We start from the raw sequence: 16012 nt of genomic DNA, 5'->3' as shown, positions 1-16012 counted from the left end.
CCAAGCAGCATCAGCTTTTTATTTGCTCCTCTGTAATTCCGGCTGCCTTTCCTTCACGGCTGGAATCAGCAGCACCATATAGACGGCCTTTCTCTCTGTCAATCTGAATGGCCTGAACATTCCCGATTCTGCTTGGATTATCTCCAAACTCAAACCCTCTTGATTCCAATTCTCCTTTGGACTCCATGCTAATCCCTGGCTCCCATTCAATGAGTGGGCCTGTGGTGGCAAAAATCCTTGGTTCTTCAATAGCTTCTTTTAAATTCATTTTATGATCAATGATGTTCACAATCGTCTGAAAAACCGAGCCAATAATGGTCGGTCCGCCTGGAGAACCTAGAGTTAGAACCGGCTGGTCATCCTTAAATAAAATCGTCGGGCTTTTGCAGCTGACTGGCCTTTTGTCCGGTTTGGGCTCATTGATTCCGCCAGGGTTGGCATCAAGGTCTGTGAGCTCATTGTTTAATAAAAACCCGTAGCCTTTTACCATAATTCCTGACCCAAATGGATGCTCAACAGTTGATGTACATGCGGCAATATTTCCCCATTGATCGACAACTGTGAAATGGGTAGTTTCACTTTTCTCTAAATCATCCGGCTGCCTGATAATCTGATTAGGCTCACCGTCTTGATATTTCCATGGGTTACCAAAGTCTATTGCATCATTTCTTCTTTTAAAATTAATAGCTTTGACCCTTTCAGCAATATAATCATCATGAACCAGGCCTTCAATAGGCAGATCAGAAAATTCAGGATCACCTGAATAGGCAACTTTGTCCGCAAATGCCAATCGCATGGCTTCAGTGATCAGATAGTACTTTTCCCAGGACTTTGCCTCATATTTGCTCAAATCAAACTTCTCCAGCATTTTAAGAATTTGGATAACAGTTACCCCGCCTGCACTTGGAGGAGCTGACGAAGCAATCTTATAGCCTTTATACTGGCCCCATATCGGCTCATCAATGGTAAGCCGGTAATTCTTTAGGTCCTCAACCGTCATAAAGCCGCCCTCTTCATTTAAAGATTCTACGATGGCTTCAGCTATCTCTCCTTCATAAAAGGAGGATATTCCTTCTTTTTGCAGGATCCGGAATGTCTTCGCTAAATGATCTTTGACTATACTGTCACCTTCCTTTAGAGATTTGCCTTCCGGAAAATAAAAGGCTTTCGCTTCCTCACCCAGTCTGTAATGAAAGTTCTGAAGTGCCTCTTCCATCACCCAATTCACTTTTACACCGCTCTCTGCTGCATCTATTGCCGGCTGAATCAAATCGGCCAATGGCTTGGAACCATGCTCCTTTAGAGCTGTATCTATTGCTTTTAATATTCCCGGAATCCCTACAGCTGTTCCATGTGTGGAGCGTTTGCGAAAGTCGATTACTTCCCCATTGTCATCGAGGAACATTTCCGGATGAACGCCCTTTGGCGCCCTTGTGTGGCCATCATATATTTTTACATCTTTCTTTTTATTGTCGTAAACCATTAAAAATCCGCTTCCGCCAATGCCTGTCATCATTGGTTCCACTACATTTAAAGCAAATTGGATGGCAGCTGCAGCATCTACTGCATTGCCGCCCTCCCGCAGTATTTTTTCACCTATATCTGTGGCAGCTGAATGAGGACTGACTACCATCCCCGCAGTTCCAACAGCTGTTTCTCTTTCGTAAGACTGTTTTTCCATATCCTTTGATAATGATTTCCCTCGTCTATAACCCATAAATGTAACCTCCAAAAAATGTCCTATACCCTATAGTTAAGGGTTACCCCCTCAGTGTATATATAAAACAACCATCATTAGGAAACAAAACCAATAAAAAATCCCCCACTCATATAAGAGCAGAGGAAATTTTATATTATTATTAAAGGTTATTGCTGTTCTTTTGAGTCTCAGGACTATAGGTGACTGCACTTTCGCCACGCTCTACCGGAAAAGCGGTGTTTGAACTGCTCACTGAACTTGCTGCCTGATAGTTTGAGCCTGTGGAATTTCCACCGTTTTCAACAGGGCTTTCCATTAATTCTGAACCTGCTTCCTTTACTTTTGACCCGATATCAGCCAGTTCGCTTTTCGCTTCCTTTGCTGTTGACATGGCTTCGTTAGACACTTCTTTTACCATATCCATGTTGCCGAAAACATCTTCGTTGACACGCTGGTACAAACTCTGGGCATCTTTAATGGCCTCTTTAAGAGTATTGGAAGCACTCTTAAACTGGTTAATCATATTTTCCTTTATATCACCAGGATTTTCTTTCACTTCTGAAATAAGATTTGCAGAAGAATCCTTTAGATCCATCGCTTTCGTTTTTACTTTTGTTCTTGTTGTACTATCCAGCATTGCTAAAGCCCCGCCAATAATACCGCCAATGACAATCCCTTTCATCAGCTTGCTGTTTGGTCCGTTATCATGGTCATAATTCATATCCTGTCCATAATCTGACCTCAAAGCATTTGTTGTGTTTGTTGTATTATAAGTGTTATTCTGTTCCATGTTAAATCCTCCTCTTAAGTTAAAAAGTGTTTCGCGTTTGTTATTGAGTTAATTCCCGCAGGAGGAGAAATTAAACGTTTTTATATCATTTTTAGTCCAAACTATCGATTGACAAGAAATTTGAAAGATTAAATAATGACAAAGGACTTAGATTTAAAAGGAGATACATATGAAAACACAACTTTCACCTATCACACCGGAAAATGATCCATGGGAAGCGTATTCCGATATCGATCAGCACGGAAAATTGGTGCTTTCAAATATTGAATTCACAACCACTGTATTATGCAACATGCGCTGTGAACACTGCGCTGTCGGCTATACACTTCAGCCCAGGGACCCAGATGCCCTGCCCATTGATTTGATGCTTAAGAGGCTGGATGAAATTCCTCATTTAAGCTCACTGAGCATTACCGGCGGGGAGCCGATGCTTTCAAAAAAATCGGTTAAAAATTATGTTGCGCCGCTGCTTCGCTATGCGCACGATAGAGGGGTCAGAACACAGATTAATTCTAATCTGACACTGGAGTTAGCCCGTTATGAAGAAATCATTCCATACTTGGATGTCCTTCATATTTCTCATAACTGGGGAACTGAGGAGGATTTTATTGAGGGCGGCTTTGCGATGATGGAGCGAAAACCGACGATAGAGCAGCGTAAGCGGCTCTTTTTCAGGATGATTGAAAACAGCAGGGAGCTCGTGAAAGCGGGAGTAATGGTCTCTGCTGAAACAATGCTCAACAAACGGACATTGCCTTACCTTGAAAAAATTCATAAACAAATTATAGAAGAAATGAACTGTCAGCGCCATGAGGTCCATCCAATGTATCCATCAGACTTCGCCTCTTCATTAGAAACTTTAACTCTTGAAGAAATGAGATCGGCCATCCATCATCTGCTGGATATACGTGATGAGAATACATGGATGCTGTTTGGCACCCTGCCCTTTTATGCCTGCAGCAGCAATAACGAAGACCTGGAACTTTTAAGAAGACTGCATTCATCAAATAATATAACAGTCCGGAATGACCCTGACGGAAGATCACGGCTGAATATAAATATTTTCACCGGCGATGTCATTGTCACTGACTTTGGCGATACACCGCCGCTGGGAAATATCCAAACCGATCAGCTTGAGGACATTTATCAAAAGTGGAGCAGAACAGAACTCGCTGATTCACTTAACTGTCATTGTGCGGAGGTTAGATGTCTTGGCCCAAACGTTCTTGTAAAGAACAGCTACTATAAAGAAACAGATTTTAAAATAAGACGCTCCAATATCTAATAGATTAAGCCAGCCTAGATGTAAGGCTGGCTTTTCTTACAAAAAAGCATAAAACTTTGCACCGTCGATAACTGTCTAGCACCTGCGCCTCCCCCCTCGAGGTCACAAGCCATTCCTCCGAAAAGGCAAAGAACGCCTTTCCGTGAGTTTCGTCTTATGCTTGAGGCCCACAGGACAAGGAAGGAAGGCTTTGTCAGCATAAACATCGCACGACCGAAAACGTTAGTTTTTGTGAGGACGTGGCGTTCTTGGTCTGCGTTCCTTTGTGGGCAGGCGCTTGCGCTTTTCTTATTATCTAGGCCTTTCGGAAACAACAAACCCAAACGTCACATGATCCTGAATCGGAATCCAGGCACCTATTCCCTGTGAAGTGACATTTTTAATGACAATCATTTTCTTGCTGCCTTTTAGCATTAAATATACTTCTCCATACGTTACTTTCCCCTTTTCGTTGATTGCAGGGGCATAGCCGTATAGATACCCTAATCTTTTGGGCGGAATGTTATAGATATGATCTTTTTTGGTGCCTGCGCCAACAATCGTTTCAAAAGCAAGAGGCAGACCGGATTTCTCCATGGCCTTGAGAAGCATCATCTTTTTTACATCCTCTGCATTGGGAACCTTGGCAGTCAGACCTCCGCGGACAACCTTTTGGGCTTCCTGCACATAATGAATCTGGTAAGGGGCCTTGCCGCCGCGGTTGTCGAAATAATTCGTATTAATCCTCTGATATTCCCAATTAGGGGAGGTTTCAGCAGACTCATAATTTAGCGGCCACTGACCGAGATATACGATGGCTCTGTATCCAAGTGCGAACGGAGTGCTGCTTACAGAGGTTTCATTCAGCATCCGAATGAGATCCGGATTTTCGATTTTAACCTTGGATGAATCAATGAGCTGCTGGGTTAATTCACTTGGCTGGAGTGTCGGCATATCCTGAGCCGGATTCGGGTACGTATTTTCCTTTGTAACATTCAGCACCGAATTAGGGACAGCAATGGCTTTCGGCGGCTGTTTTGCCGATTTCTCAGCCCCTTTCTGCGCTTCTGCGGCCGGATGGAATGACAGCATTAATATAAGACCTAAAAAAAGAATGCTAACGTATTTTTTCATGATGTCTTTCTCCTTTCAAGTCACAATCTTTTTAGGTTGATATTAGTTTTTTCGGAGAAAGTGGATATTATCCGTCCCGTGAAAAATAAGGGAGGGATTTGAGGAGGAAACAACTGCAAAATTATTTCATTTGTAATGGTTTTGTAAAAATCTGAATATTTACAAATATCTAATAATGTATTATAATAGGCTTACTAAACAAAAGGAGGGCAGTTGAAATCAACCCCACTACTATGTAAAAGGAGGAGAATAGTTTTTTTGTTAAGTCATCTGCAAGTAAGGTTAATGGTCAAAAATCAGCGTAAAGGTTGGTGATCAATGACTGAAAGCGAACAGAACCATTCTCTGAAAAACATAATCCTTTAAAAAAGTACTTAAATACCCATATAAATAACCGGCCCTGAGATTTTATTCAGAGCCGGTTTTCTGTTTGGTCATAACTATAAAAGATAAAATCCGATTCCCATTATAACGTAAGCTGCCAGCAGAGTGGCGCCTTCGAACCAGTTGGTTTCTCCATCATTGCCAATGACAATCATAAGCAGCACCGCTGTAACCATGGCAATTAACTCAGGCAATGTAAAGACAAGAGGCATTGCAGCCGGGAACAGCAATGAAAGCAGTACAAGGACAGGTGCTACAAACATCGCAACCTGCAGCGTGGAACCAACAGCGATTTCAACAGCTATATCCATTTTATTTTTATAAGCCATAATGATGGCAGAAGCATGCTCAGCGGCATTTCCCACGATCGCCACAATGACCACCCCAATAAACAGTTCTGTCCAGCCAAACGCTTCTCCAACTTCTTCGAAGGTGTGAACCAGATTCTCTGATACATAAGCAACAGCAATGGTCGAAATGGCAAGTACAGCAATGGCTTTCCCTTTGCTCCACTCCGGAGTTTCCTCCTCATGAGAACTTCTGTCATCCTCTTTAGACTGATAGACACCCCGGTGAGTGACCAGTTTGAAAAACAAAGCTGCTAAGTAAAGAGCGATTAAAATGACTGAGATGCCTATGCTGAAAGTAATCGTTTCAGCTTCATCCATGGTCATTGAAAAAACTTCAGGAATCACAAAAGCCACAATGACGGCAAACATCAGGAGTCCTGAGTTATGACGTGCATCATAGACATTAAAGGACTGGGTCTTATATTTAACTCCGCCAATGAAAAAAGAAAGGCCTGCCACTAACAGTAAATTCCCCAATACAGATCCTGTCAGTGATGCAAGAACAACACTAATCAGGCCGGCTTTTAAAGCAAAAATCGAAATGATCAGTTCAACCGCATTTCCAAAGGTGGCATTCAGCAACCCTCCAATTCGGGGTCCGGCTACTATGGCAAGGCTTTCTGTGGCCCTTCCCATATAGCTGGCCAATGCAATAATGGTGATGCAGTAGATCACAAACAGCAAAATATTGGACCAATGCATCAATGTACCGATGACAGACAGCGGCACACCTGCAAACGCCAATACCATGAAAACTTTATTTGTCATATCTTTTTCTCCTTACGTTTTAATATTTTTTAGTATTGCCTGCTCATTCCTTCATATGTGATTATATGCAGTCAGTTTATGTAAAACGTTCTTTCTCTTTAGCCGATTTCGAAATGATTCAAACTTGAAGCAGGATTTAGGCATTTTAAAAAGCAGGGAACCCCATTCCAGAAACTCTGGTTTAGTAAAATCATGGTAATTCCCTATAGATGTAGGTAATGATCGGGACTGAATGAACAGAAATTTAGCTTTTGCTGTTTGAACTCTGGGGACACAAATCACGGTTTTCCATCTTTTTCCGTCCGAACTCAGGGCGGCTTCGGACCCAATCCACGGTTTTTTCTCTTCTCTTGTCCGAACTCGGGGAGACTTTATCACGACTTGTGCTGTCCGAAACTTAAAGCTAATTCAGACTTGAAGACAACAAAATACCCCAATCACCAGGCGATTGGGGCTACAATGATATAAGTTTTACCCAATAACTAAGACTGCTAAGACAGCAGCCTTCCAGGTTACTTTATAGCTTTTTTTGCTAAGGCCAAAATCGTCATATCATCCATTGGCGGATTATGCAGACCGGCACGCACATCCCTGTAATAGCGCTGCAGAGGATTTTTTGCTGATAAACTGCGGGCACCTGCTACCCGCATGGCTAAATCGACTACTGTAATGGCCGCATTTGTTACAGCCAGCTTGACGGCTCCCAATTCAGGCTGCATCCTGTTTCTGGTTTCATCGTTTGCTTCATCCCATTTTCTTGCAACCGAATAGAGGAAATGGCGTGCACTCATGAGTTCAAGTTCCATCTCGCCAATTTTTTGCTGAACGTTGGGCAAATCAATGATGGCACCGCTAATGCTGTTCGGGGAATAATTTTTGGCGAAGGTAATGGCATAATCTTGAGCCGCCTGTCCAATGCCTAGATAACAGGCCGGTATATGGAGAAGCCAGCCAGCCGCTCCCTTTTTGCCGGGCTGAAACAGCTCGACTAGCACGTCCTGCTTCACTCTTACATTTTTTAAAAGAAGATCATGGCTCCCCGTTCCTCTCATGGCAATGCTGTCCCATGTTTCCTCTATCTCCAAGCCTTTGGAACTTCTCGGAATTAAGAAGTTTCCTATTTCTCCGCTCTCTTCAATCGTGGCGCTCACATTGAAGTAATCAAGTACAGGGGCCATGGTCGTAAAGCTTTTCCGGCCATTAATGATCCAGAAACCTTCTTCTTTTCTGGCTGAGGTAACTGGCTTTCCTCCCCTTGTAGGGCTGCCTGTCTGCGGTTCTGTTGCACAGTTATTCATTAAAGCCCCCTTTTTTACTTCTTCACATAAAGCCTTAAATACGGATTCATCCCAGTTGTTTTTCTCGCCAAGGCTTTTGATAATGCCCATATGCCAGCCAATGGATAAGGCTGTGGAGCCATCTCCTTCAGCAATCTTTTCCTGGAGCCGCAGAAATTCAGAAAGGGAGATTTCCTTTCCTCCATATCTTCTGGGGACTGTTAATGATGTATATCCTGATTCTTTGAGTTCTTTTATATTTTCATAAGGGAAAAGACCCTCTTCATCATTTTTGCCAGCTCTTGATAAAAACGTTTCGGAGAGTTTTTCCATGAGCTGGATTCTTTCTTCGGCTGTATGCAAGTCTTGGAATTTCATTGCGGGGCACCTCACTTCTATTATTTAATTCTTATTATTTTTATAGGAATTATTATACTATTTTTCATTCCCCCATCACAAAGATACTGATGAAAAGCTTGGACTATAAAAAAAAGAAAGAGGCATCCTCTTCCTTGTTTGCGTTTTAAATAAGTTCAAATGTCTCTTCTATTTCAATGCTATCTTCCACTGAGCGCACCATGGAACAATTCTTTCTAGTCAATTCCAATGCTTTGTGAAGCTTCGCCTCATTTAAGTCAGTTCCTTTTATGATGAAATGAATATGTACCTTCTCTACACGGTCGGCAACTTCAGGATTTCTTTCCACATTGGTTTTTATTTCGATGTCTTCAAATTCCATGCGCATTTTTTTCATGATCTTTCTCAAAACACCCCCGCTGCACACAGCCAGCGACGCGACAAGCAGCTGGTACGGTCTGAAGCCATACTCTTCATCCCCGGCAACATCCAGGCGTCCAAATGGCAAATCGGTATAGAAGCCTGCTTCTTCCTTCATTTTAAATTCCATGGTATTCGCCCCTTTTTATCTTATTAATATTAGAGATTACACTATTTTATCTATAAACAAAAATATTATGACCAGCAACTTTCTCTTGCCAAGATTCCCTATTCCCGATACCATCATTTAGGAGACATTTATATTTCACGTCAGAAAATGAGGTTTTAATATGAATAAAGAAACAATGCGTTTTTGGATTCTCATCAGCATTGTTGCCATTTCAGGTTTCAGCCAGGGAATGCTGCTTCCTTTAATTGCGGTTATTTTTGAAAATGACGGCATTTCCTCCAGCTTGAATGGTTTGAATGCAACAGGTTTATACATTGGGATTCTGCTCATCTCTCCTTTTATGGAATATCCATTGCGCAAATACGGCTACAAGCCTGTTATTGTCCTTGGAGGCTTATTAGTGGTGGTTTCTCTCATCCTGTTTCCTCTCTGGAAATCCTTTTGGTTTTGGTTCATTCTCCGGCTGTTAATTGGAATTGGAGACCATGCACTGCACTTCGGAACACAAACATGGATCACGTCCTTTTCACCTGAAAACAAACGCGGCCGGAATATATCATTATATGGACTTTTCTTCGGGGCAGGATTTGCTGTAGGGCCATTAATGGCCCCGCTTGTCAAAATTAATGAAACCATGCCGTTTGTCCTTTCTTCCATGCTATGTCTGATTGCCTGGCTTTTCTTATTTACATTGAAAAATGACTTCCCTGAACAGTCCATTGAAATCAACTCATTCAGGGAAACAATGAAACGTTTTTCAAAAGCCACAAAATATGGCTGGGTTGCCTTCTTGCCTGCGTTGGGCTATGGGTTTCTTGAAGCCTCCTTGAATGGCAGCTTCCCTATCTACGGCCTGCGCATCGGGCTGGAAGTTTCAAGTGTTTCCCTGCTGCTGACTTCATTTGCAATCGGCGGAATCATATTCCAGCTTCCTTTAGGAATCATGAGTGATAAATTTGGAAGACGCAATGTGTTAATGAGTGTTCTTTTTATCGGGTTTATCAGCTTCGTCGCTGCAAGCATGCTCGAAGAATTGGTTTTTGCTCTGACAGTTTGCTTATTCATTGCCGGCATGGCCGTCGGATCAACCTTTTCACTTGGCATCACCTATATGGCAGACTTAATGCCAAAAAACCTGCTGCCAACCGGCAACCTGCTATGCGGAGTAGCTTTTAGCCTCGGCAGCCTGATTGGCCCCTATTTCGGCGGACTGTTCATTGAATTATTCAAATCCATAAGCTTCTTCAATATTATCAGTGTCATGCTTTTGATTATCTTTGGCGCAGTCACATTGTTTGGGAATAAACAGCAGGTATTGGAAAAGAGCCAGTCATTCTAAGCATTGTAAAGTAGTTTAATATTAGTGCGGGGTTTTTAAATGCAAATTAAATTACTCTGAGTTGATTGGAGTGGAAATCAAGTTCCCGCAGCGGAAATAGACGTGCAAAATTCATAAGCTAAAATTAATTTATTTAATTTTTATAGAGACCGTTTAACTTTTCTTTTCATAGGCTATATAGTAAAATAAGTGTAATAGAATACAATATTTGCATAATGCTAGCTGCATTACCTGATATGACTGGATTTTAACGCTGTCACCTAATTGGTGGCAGCTTTCGTCGTTTTTTAGGGGTATTGAATGTGATTATTCTTCTCAATAAGACAACTGAAAAAACATTAAAATCATTTTAGGAGGACACATGATGAGTATGGAGGCAAAGGCATTGCTTAAAAGCAGCACTGCATCTGAAGAAAACCTTTTAGAAAAAATCAAACCACATGCTGAACTGATTGCCGCTCTTTTAAGCGGTGTGTTGATTCTGGCAGGCTGGTTATTAGACCGAAGCAATATGGAGGCTGCATCGATTGCCGCTTACCTGCTGGCTTTCATTATCGGCGGCTTTGCGAAAGCAAAAGAAGGCATCGAAGAGACCATTGAGAATAAAGAGCTGAATGTTGAAATGCTGATGATCTTTGCTGCGATCGGATCAGCCATTATCGGGTATTGGACAGAAGGTGCAATCCTGATATTTATCTTTGCGGTCAGCGGTGCTTTAGAAACATACACCATGAACAAGAGCCATAAAGAAATTTCTTCCCTCATGGAGCTTCAGCCGGAAGAAGCCTTGAGGATCATAGACGGGTCCGAGGAACGTGTGCATGTTTCTGAGCTGGAAATTGGGGATTTAATTCTGGTGAAACCAGGTGAACGTGTTCCATCGGATGGAACGATTGTAAAAGGCCATTCATCATTGGACGAGGCAGCCATCACGGGTGAATCACTGCCAGTTTCCAAAGGAGCAGATGACCAGGTATTTGCCGGTACTGTGAATTTGAACGGATCGATTACAGTTGAAATAACAAAACCAAATAACGAAACCCTTTTTCAAAAAATCATTGAGCTGGTCCAATCAGCCCAAAGTGAGAAATCCCCTTCACAGCTTTTCATTGAAAAGTTTGAAGGAACCTATGTCAAAGTGGTTTTGGCTGTTGTCGTTTTAATGATGTTTGCTCCTCACTTTCTTTTGGGATGGAGCTGGACAGAAACCTTTTATCGGGCAATGATTCTGCTTGTCGTCGCTTCACCCTGTGCCCTGGTTGCATCGATCATGCCGGCGACTTTATCAGCCATTTCGAATGGTGCGAAGCACGGAATTCTATTTAAAGGAGGCGTGCACCTCGAAAACTTAAGCCACCTTAAGGCAATCGCCTTTGATAAAACCGGCACACTGACAAAAGGAAAACCGGAAGTAACCGATGTAATAGTCAAGGATGGTCTTTCCAGGGAAGAGCTGCTTCTAAAGGTAGCTTCCATTGAGAGTCATTCAAACCACCCGCTTGCAAATGCCATAGTCAAATATGCCAAAGAAACACTATCAGAATCCCTTGTTCGTCCGGAAAGCATTGAAGATGTTACTGGATTTGGAGTCAAAGCCAAAGTTGATCAGGATGAATGGAAAATCGGCAAAGCCTCTTTTGTAGGAAAAGCAGAGGCCAAGGCGTTTGCAGAAGCTGCTGCCGATCGCATGGCAAGTGAAGGGAAAACTGTTGTGTTTGTACAGAAAAATGAAGAAGTAATCGGCCTTGTTTCCCTAAAGGATGTTGTCCGTGAAGAAACCAAACAGGCTATTGACCTATTGAAGCAGCAAGGAATTTACACCATTATGCTTACTGGAGACAGCCAGACCACGGCCGCAGCGATTGCCAGCGAAAGCCATGTTAATGAACATATTGCCGAATGCCTGCCTGAAAACAAAGTGGAGCATTTAAAAAAGCTGAAGGAAAAATACAGCAATGTCGCCATGGTCGGTGACGGAATTAACGATGCCCCTGCCCTTGCAACGGCAAATGTCGGAATTGCCATGGGCGAAGGAACGGATGTAGCGCTCGAAACAGCTGATGTTGTCTTAATGAAAAATGACCTGCCAAAAATTGCAGAAGCCATTGAACTTTCAAGCCGAATGAATCGCATCATCAAACAAAATGTCATCTTTTCTATAACAGTCATTATGTTTTTAATTGCATCCAACTTCCTGCAAATACTTGACCTTCCTTATGGAGTAATCGGCCATGAAGGATCTACCATTTTAGTTATTTTAAATAGCCTAAGGTTATTGAGATCATAAGAAAAGCCTGGGAACTCAGTTTCCCAGGCTTTTCTTCTGTCTGGCGCAAGCAGCCTACCCCCTCGAGGTCACAAACCAATCCTCCCAAAAAGGCAAAATACGCCTTTCCGAGAGGCTCGTCTTGTGCTTGGGGCCCCCAGGATGGGGGTCATGCAGACGTTGCCACAGGACGTGGCGTCATTAGTCTGCGGTCCTACGTGGGCAAGGCACTTCCGCTTTTCTTTTTAATGGTAGCCGTTCTGCCCGTTAGCAGATCCGGATGTTTTTTGTTTAGGTTTATTTTTGCCTTTTTGCTTTGTGCCGCCATCTTTTTTCGTGTGTTTTGTCATATCGATGCCCTCCTGAAAATTCATTTTCCCCCATTACTATTGTGCTACGGAGAGAATGTTTTTAAGAAGGTAACTTTTTCATCAGCAATCCTCTTTATTGATCCTGGAATTGATGGCATTGATTTCCCCGCCAATAATGATGATAATGCCGGATATGTAAAACCAGATCATAAGTACAATAATAGCCCCAATGCTTCCATATGTAGCGGAAAAGTTGCCGAAGCTGCTGACATAATATGAAAAGGCAAGTGATGACAGCACCCAGCCGACTGTTGCAAAAATGGCTCCTGGCACAACACTAATACACTTTAATTTTTTATTGGGGGCAATCCAGTATAACCCTGTAAACACCACAAATAGGATGAATGGACTCACTAACCAGCGGATCATATTCCATATCGCCAGAAATTGGCCTGATAAACCAAATTCCGAAGATAAAAACAAACCAATCTGTCTTCCGAAAACAGGAAGGAGCAACGCCAGCACAAACACAAAAATCATCGCAAACGTCAGTAATATCGCCATCCCGCGTGCAATAATAAAATGACGGGTTTCCTTTACGTCATACGCCTTATTAAAAGCCTTCACCACGGCATTGATTCCATTTGAAGCTGACCAGAGCGTAGCGATGATCCCAAAGGAAAGCAGCTTTCCATTTCTTTGCGTAATTTCATAGATATTGGTTTCGATGAGCTTCATGGTCTCTCCTGGTGCAAAGTCGCGAACAACATTTAAGATATCCTGCTGTGTGATCGGCAAATAAGGAACGAGTGTGACCAGGAAAATTAACAGTGGAAAAAGAGAGAGAAGAAAGAAATACGCCAATTGGGCAGCAAGTCCAAACACGTCATCTTCTTCTGCTCTCCTCCATAAGTTTGGAATCAGAGCCGAAAAAGTTCGTCCCATTCCAACACCTCACTTGTTTTTAATGTGGAATCTGAACTGAATCGTCAGCAGATTTTTCCGGCAGTTCGCTTGATCCCTTCAGCTTAATATCTGAAAAGGCCTGTTTTGTATTCTGGACAATCTGTGTTACTTCCGGTGCCATTTCTTTTATTTCTTCTACTGTCCCAGTAATAAAAGCTACGTCTTCACTAACCTGGTCAATAGCTGTTTTGACTTTGTTGGAAACATCCTTTACCTGATTCACTGCTTCACTTGGGTGTTTTAAGTAATAGCCGACATTGGTGGACGTATTCCGGCAATTATTCAGAACGGTTTCCCTTGTGGATTTGTCAAGAAGGCTTAGCGCACCGCCTGCAAGTGCTCCAAATAGTACACCTTTCCAAAACAATGATTTCCCCATATTTTATTCTCCTTTAGCAAAATTATTATATGAAAATTTGGTTCAATTTTTCCCTATTTTCCGGCTGACGAAACCTGACTCGTCCTTTTCTTGTATTATCTTATGTGATTTGTACAAACTTCTCCTTTATTTTCTACTAATTTCCATGGTACATGCAAGCCTAATTTATATTGACAATTTGTTGATATCGTGGAAAGATGATAAGAAAAGTGTGTGCGTCCAAATACATAGCTAAGAGAGGGTGTCTCCGAAATGAATAATTTGTCGGAAAAATCGGTTGAGAATGTGGAGTTTATGATTGAGGCTATTAAGGAAAAGCTGAAGGTTTTAAACTTAGGTGCTATAAAGCCTTCCCACTTTGATGAGGAAATGTATGAGGAATTGAAGGATATTTATGATCTTGTTATGAAGAAGAATTCTTTTAGCCCAAATGAGATGCAGGCGCTGGTTGAAGAGTTGGGGAATTTGAGGAAGAATAAGTAATTATGAAGCAGCCTTTTGAGGGCTGTTTTTTTGATGGTTTTACTATGCCTATGACATAATTTGCAGCTGGTGACCTAGGGTGCTGATTTCCGCTGCAGGGACTCGTTTTCCGCTGCTCCCGCAGGACATTGAATAAGCTTCCCTGAATGAACACCGCACGAAGAAAATGCGTCAGCATTTTCGAGGATCGAGTCCCTTCTGCTCCAATCAGCACGGTATTTACAAGAATTTTAGGAAATCAAAACGCGAATGGATAATCCCCTTAAAAAATCAATTAATCAAATATTAAAAACCCCCTGCCAATCAGGCAGAGGGCTGTCAATTTTATTAACCTAACAACTTAAGCGATTCACGTGTAAATGCCGGAATATCATCTGGCTGGCGGCTTGTTACTAACTGGTTTTGGCAGACGACGACTTCTGAGTCCTGGAATTTGGCACCTGCGTATTCCATGTCGACTTGGATGGATTTGTAGCCGGTTGCGTCGCGGCCTTCCAATGTTTTAGCTGTCAGCAATAGCTGCGGTCCGTGGCAGATGGCGAATACTGGTTTCTTTTCGTCCATGAAGGATTTTGTAAATTGAACAAAACGGTCATCGGCACGAAGCTGATCCGGTGAAAATCCGCCTGGCAGGAACAGGGCATCAAAGTTCTGCGGATTTACGTTATCAATGCTTTGATCTATTTGAACAGTGGCTTCACCCTGTTTTCCTTTAACGGATTTGCCTTGTTCCTTTTCAATTGTCACGACTTCATGGCCGGCTTCTTTAAATGCTTGGGCAGGTTCCGTGTATTCACTATCTTCGAACATCTCGGTAATTAAGCATGCAATTTTTTTACTCATTTATAACATCTCCTTTGAAAAAATCTTCACATAAGGAGATTTCCCTGAATGGACAATCTTAAACGTAAAAATACATGTTCACCTTTAAAACACCCCGCTGTCCATTCTTCTTGCAAAGTCAACAAACCTGAATTTGTCCGGTCTGTGTCTGGACTCTGTGTATTGGAAAAGGGTAGCATCGTCGAAGTAGATATAATTTTTCACCACCACAATAGCATAGAATCCTTCCATATCAAGGAGCCTGCGATCTTCGGCAGTTGGTTCTTCCACTGTAAATTCCTTTTTGGCAAAGCTGATTTTTTTTCCGAGTTCGCCCTCAATATAGGCAAAAATAGAGCTCTGGCAGATTTCTTTGGTCAAGCCAGGGACATATTTCTCAACTAAAAAGTCTTTGTCCAAAATAATCCGCTCATCTTCAATTTTCCGGACACGAAAGACTTTCCATACCTTTTCACTTTTATCAATATGGAGGTGTTTCATCTTTTCTGCGTCAGGCTGGATGAGTGAAAATTCGTCCACAACCGTTTCGGCACGCTGACCCATCTTCCCGGCCAGCTCTTTAAAGCTGACTAGACCCGATATGGGGAACTGAAGCTTTTTCAAATCAAGGACCATCGAGCCTTTCCCGCGGATTTTCTGGATAAAGCCGTTTTGTGCAAGCAAATTCAAAGCTTTGCGGATGGTTTCCCTTGAAGTGGAATACATCTCCGTCAATTCATGTTCAGATGGCAGAATGGATCTGGCGGGATACTTGCCTTCCTGAATTTTTTGGGCAAGCTCCTCATAAATCACTAAGTATTTATTATTTCTCATTTCAATCACCATTTCAGTCATGTTTTACACCATTCTACC

Annotated in this window: 14 protein-coding genes; 4 read left to right on the top strand and 10 right to left on the bottom strand. The window is 42.3% G+C overall.

Going from position 1 to position 16012, the window contains the following annotated elements:
* Positions 1-10: 10 nt before the first annotated feature.
* Positions 11-1717, bottom strand: coding sequence for a gamma-glutamyltransferase (gene ggt, locus ACR42H_RS05690; protein WP_436375029.1), 1707 nt, complete (start codon positions 1715-1717; stop codon positions 11-13).
* A gap of 142 nt (positions 1718-1859) precedes the next feature.
* Complete coding sequence (locus ACR42H_RS05685) at positions 1860-2489, bottom strand: hypothetical protein (RefSeq protein ID WP_436375028.1); 630 nt, start codon at positions 2487-2489, stop codon at positions 1860-1862.
* Positions 2490-2658: 169 nt separating this feature from the next.
* On the opposite strand from ACR42H_RS05685, the gene yfkAB reads away from it, so the two are divergent.
* Positions 2659-3774, top strand: coding sequence for a radical SAM/CxCxxxxC motif protein YfkAB (gene yfkAB, locus ACR42H_RS05680; protein ID WP_436375026.1), 1116 nt, complete (start codon positions 2659-2661; stop codon positions 3772-3774).
* A gap of 291 nt (positions 3775-4065) precedes the next feature.
* Here yfkAB and ACR42H_RS05675 read toward each other — a convergent pair whose 3' ends face one another.
* The 4 genes from ACR42H_RS05675 to ACR42H_RS05660 all read right to left on the bottom strand — a co-directional run bounded on the left by ACR42H_RS05675 (position 4066) and on the right by ACR42H_RS05660 (position 8573).
* Positions 4066-4887: a YfkD family protein gene (locus ACR42H_RS05675; protein ID WP_436375024.1), complete on the bottom strand. Its 822-nt coding sequence runs from the start codon at positions 4885-4887 to the stop codon at positions 4066-4068.
* Positions 4888-5327: 440 nt separating this feature from the next.
* The gene (gene cax / locus ACR42H_RS05670; RefSeq protein WP_113883133.1) at positions 5328-6389 is read right to left on the bottom strand and encodes a calcium/proton exchanger; all 1062 of its coding nucleotides are present in this window, start codon (positions 6387-6389) and stop codon (positions 5328-5330) included.
* 512 nt (positions 6390-6901) lie between these two features.
* Positions 6902-8044 (bottom strand): acyl-CoA dehydrogenase family protein, encoded by a 1143-nt coding sequence (locus ACR42H_RS05665; protein ID WP_436375022.1) that lies wholly within the window; start codon positions 8042-8044, stop codon positions 6902-6904.
* 145 nt (positions 8045-8189) lie between these two features.
* Positions 8190-8573, bottom strand: a complete 384-nt coding sequence (locus tag ACR42H_RS05660) for an OsmC family protein (RefSeq protein ID WP_113883131.1) — start codon at positions 8571-8573, stop codon at positions 8190-8192.
* Between the two features lie 160 nt (positions 8574-8733).
* Here ACR42H_RS05660 and ACR42H_RS05655 point away from each other — a divergent pair, with 160 nt between their 5' ends.
* Together ACR42H_RS05655 and ACR42H_RS05650 are read left to right on the top strand one after the other, a co-directional pair.
* Positions 8734-9912 (top strand): MFS transporter, encoded by a 1179-nt coding sequence (locus tag ACR42H_RS05655; protein WP_436375020.1) that lies wholly within the window; start codon positions 8734-8736, stop codon positions 9910-9912.
* 364 nt (positions 9913-10276) lie between these two features.
* Positions 10277-12199 (top strand): heavy metal translocating P-type ATPase, encoded by a 1923-nt coding sequence (locus tag ACR42H_RS05650; protein ID WP_436376850.1) that lies wholly within the window; start codon positions 10277-10279, stop codon positions 12197-12199.
* 410 nt (positions 12200-12609) lie between these two features.
* Here ACR42H_RS05650 and ACR42H_RS05645 read toward each other — a convergent pair whose 3' ends face one another.
* Positions 12610-13434: a YihY/virulence factor BrkB family protein gene (locus ACR42H_RS05645; protein WP_436375018.1), complete on the bottom strand. Its 825-nt coding sequence runs from the start codon at positions 13432-13434 to the stop codon at positions 12610-12612.
* A gap of 19 nt (positions 13435-13453) precedes the next feature.
* Positions 13454-13834, bottom strand: a complete 381-nt coding sequence (locus tag ACR42H_RS05640; protein ID WP_113883127.1) for a YtxH domain-containing protein — start codon at positions 13832-13834, stop codon at positions 13454-13456.
* A gap of 252 nt (positions 13835-14086) precedes the next feature.
* On the opposite strand from ACR42H_RS05640, the gene ACR42H_RS05635 reads away from it, so the two are divergent.
* Entirely contained in the window at positions 14087-14317 is a 231-nt protein-coding gene (locus ACR42H_RS05635) for a DUF1128 domain-containing protein (RefSeq protein ID WP_113883126.1), read from the top strand.
* Between the two features lie 327 nt (positions 14318-14644).
* On the opposite strand, the gene ACR42H_RS05630 is transcribed toward ACR42H_RS05635, so the two are convergent.
* Entirely contained in the window at positions 14645-15160 is a 516-nt protein-coding gene (locus ACR42H_RS05630) for a type 1 glutamine amidotransferase domain-containing protein (protein ID WP_436375016.1), read from the bottom strand.
* An 84-nt stretch (positions 15161-15244) separates the two neighbouring features.
* Positions 15245-15994: a trehalose operon repressor gene (gene treR, locus ACR42H_RS05625; RefSeq protein WP_436375014.1), complete on the bottom strand. Its 750-nt coding sequence runs from the start codon at positions 15992-15994 to the stop codon at positions 15245-15247.
* Positions 15995-16012 lie beyond the last annotated feature (18 nt).

The sequence above is a fragment of the Cytobacillus sp. BC1816 genome (genome assembly GCF_051353635.1).
Lineage (GTDB): Bacteria > Bacillota > Bacilli > Bacillales > Cytobacillaceae > Cytobacillus > Cytobacillus oceanisediminis_C.
The sequence above is the reverse complement of the archived record's forward strand: the minus strand, read 5'-3'. Positions and strand labels throughout refer to the sequence as shown.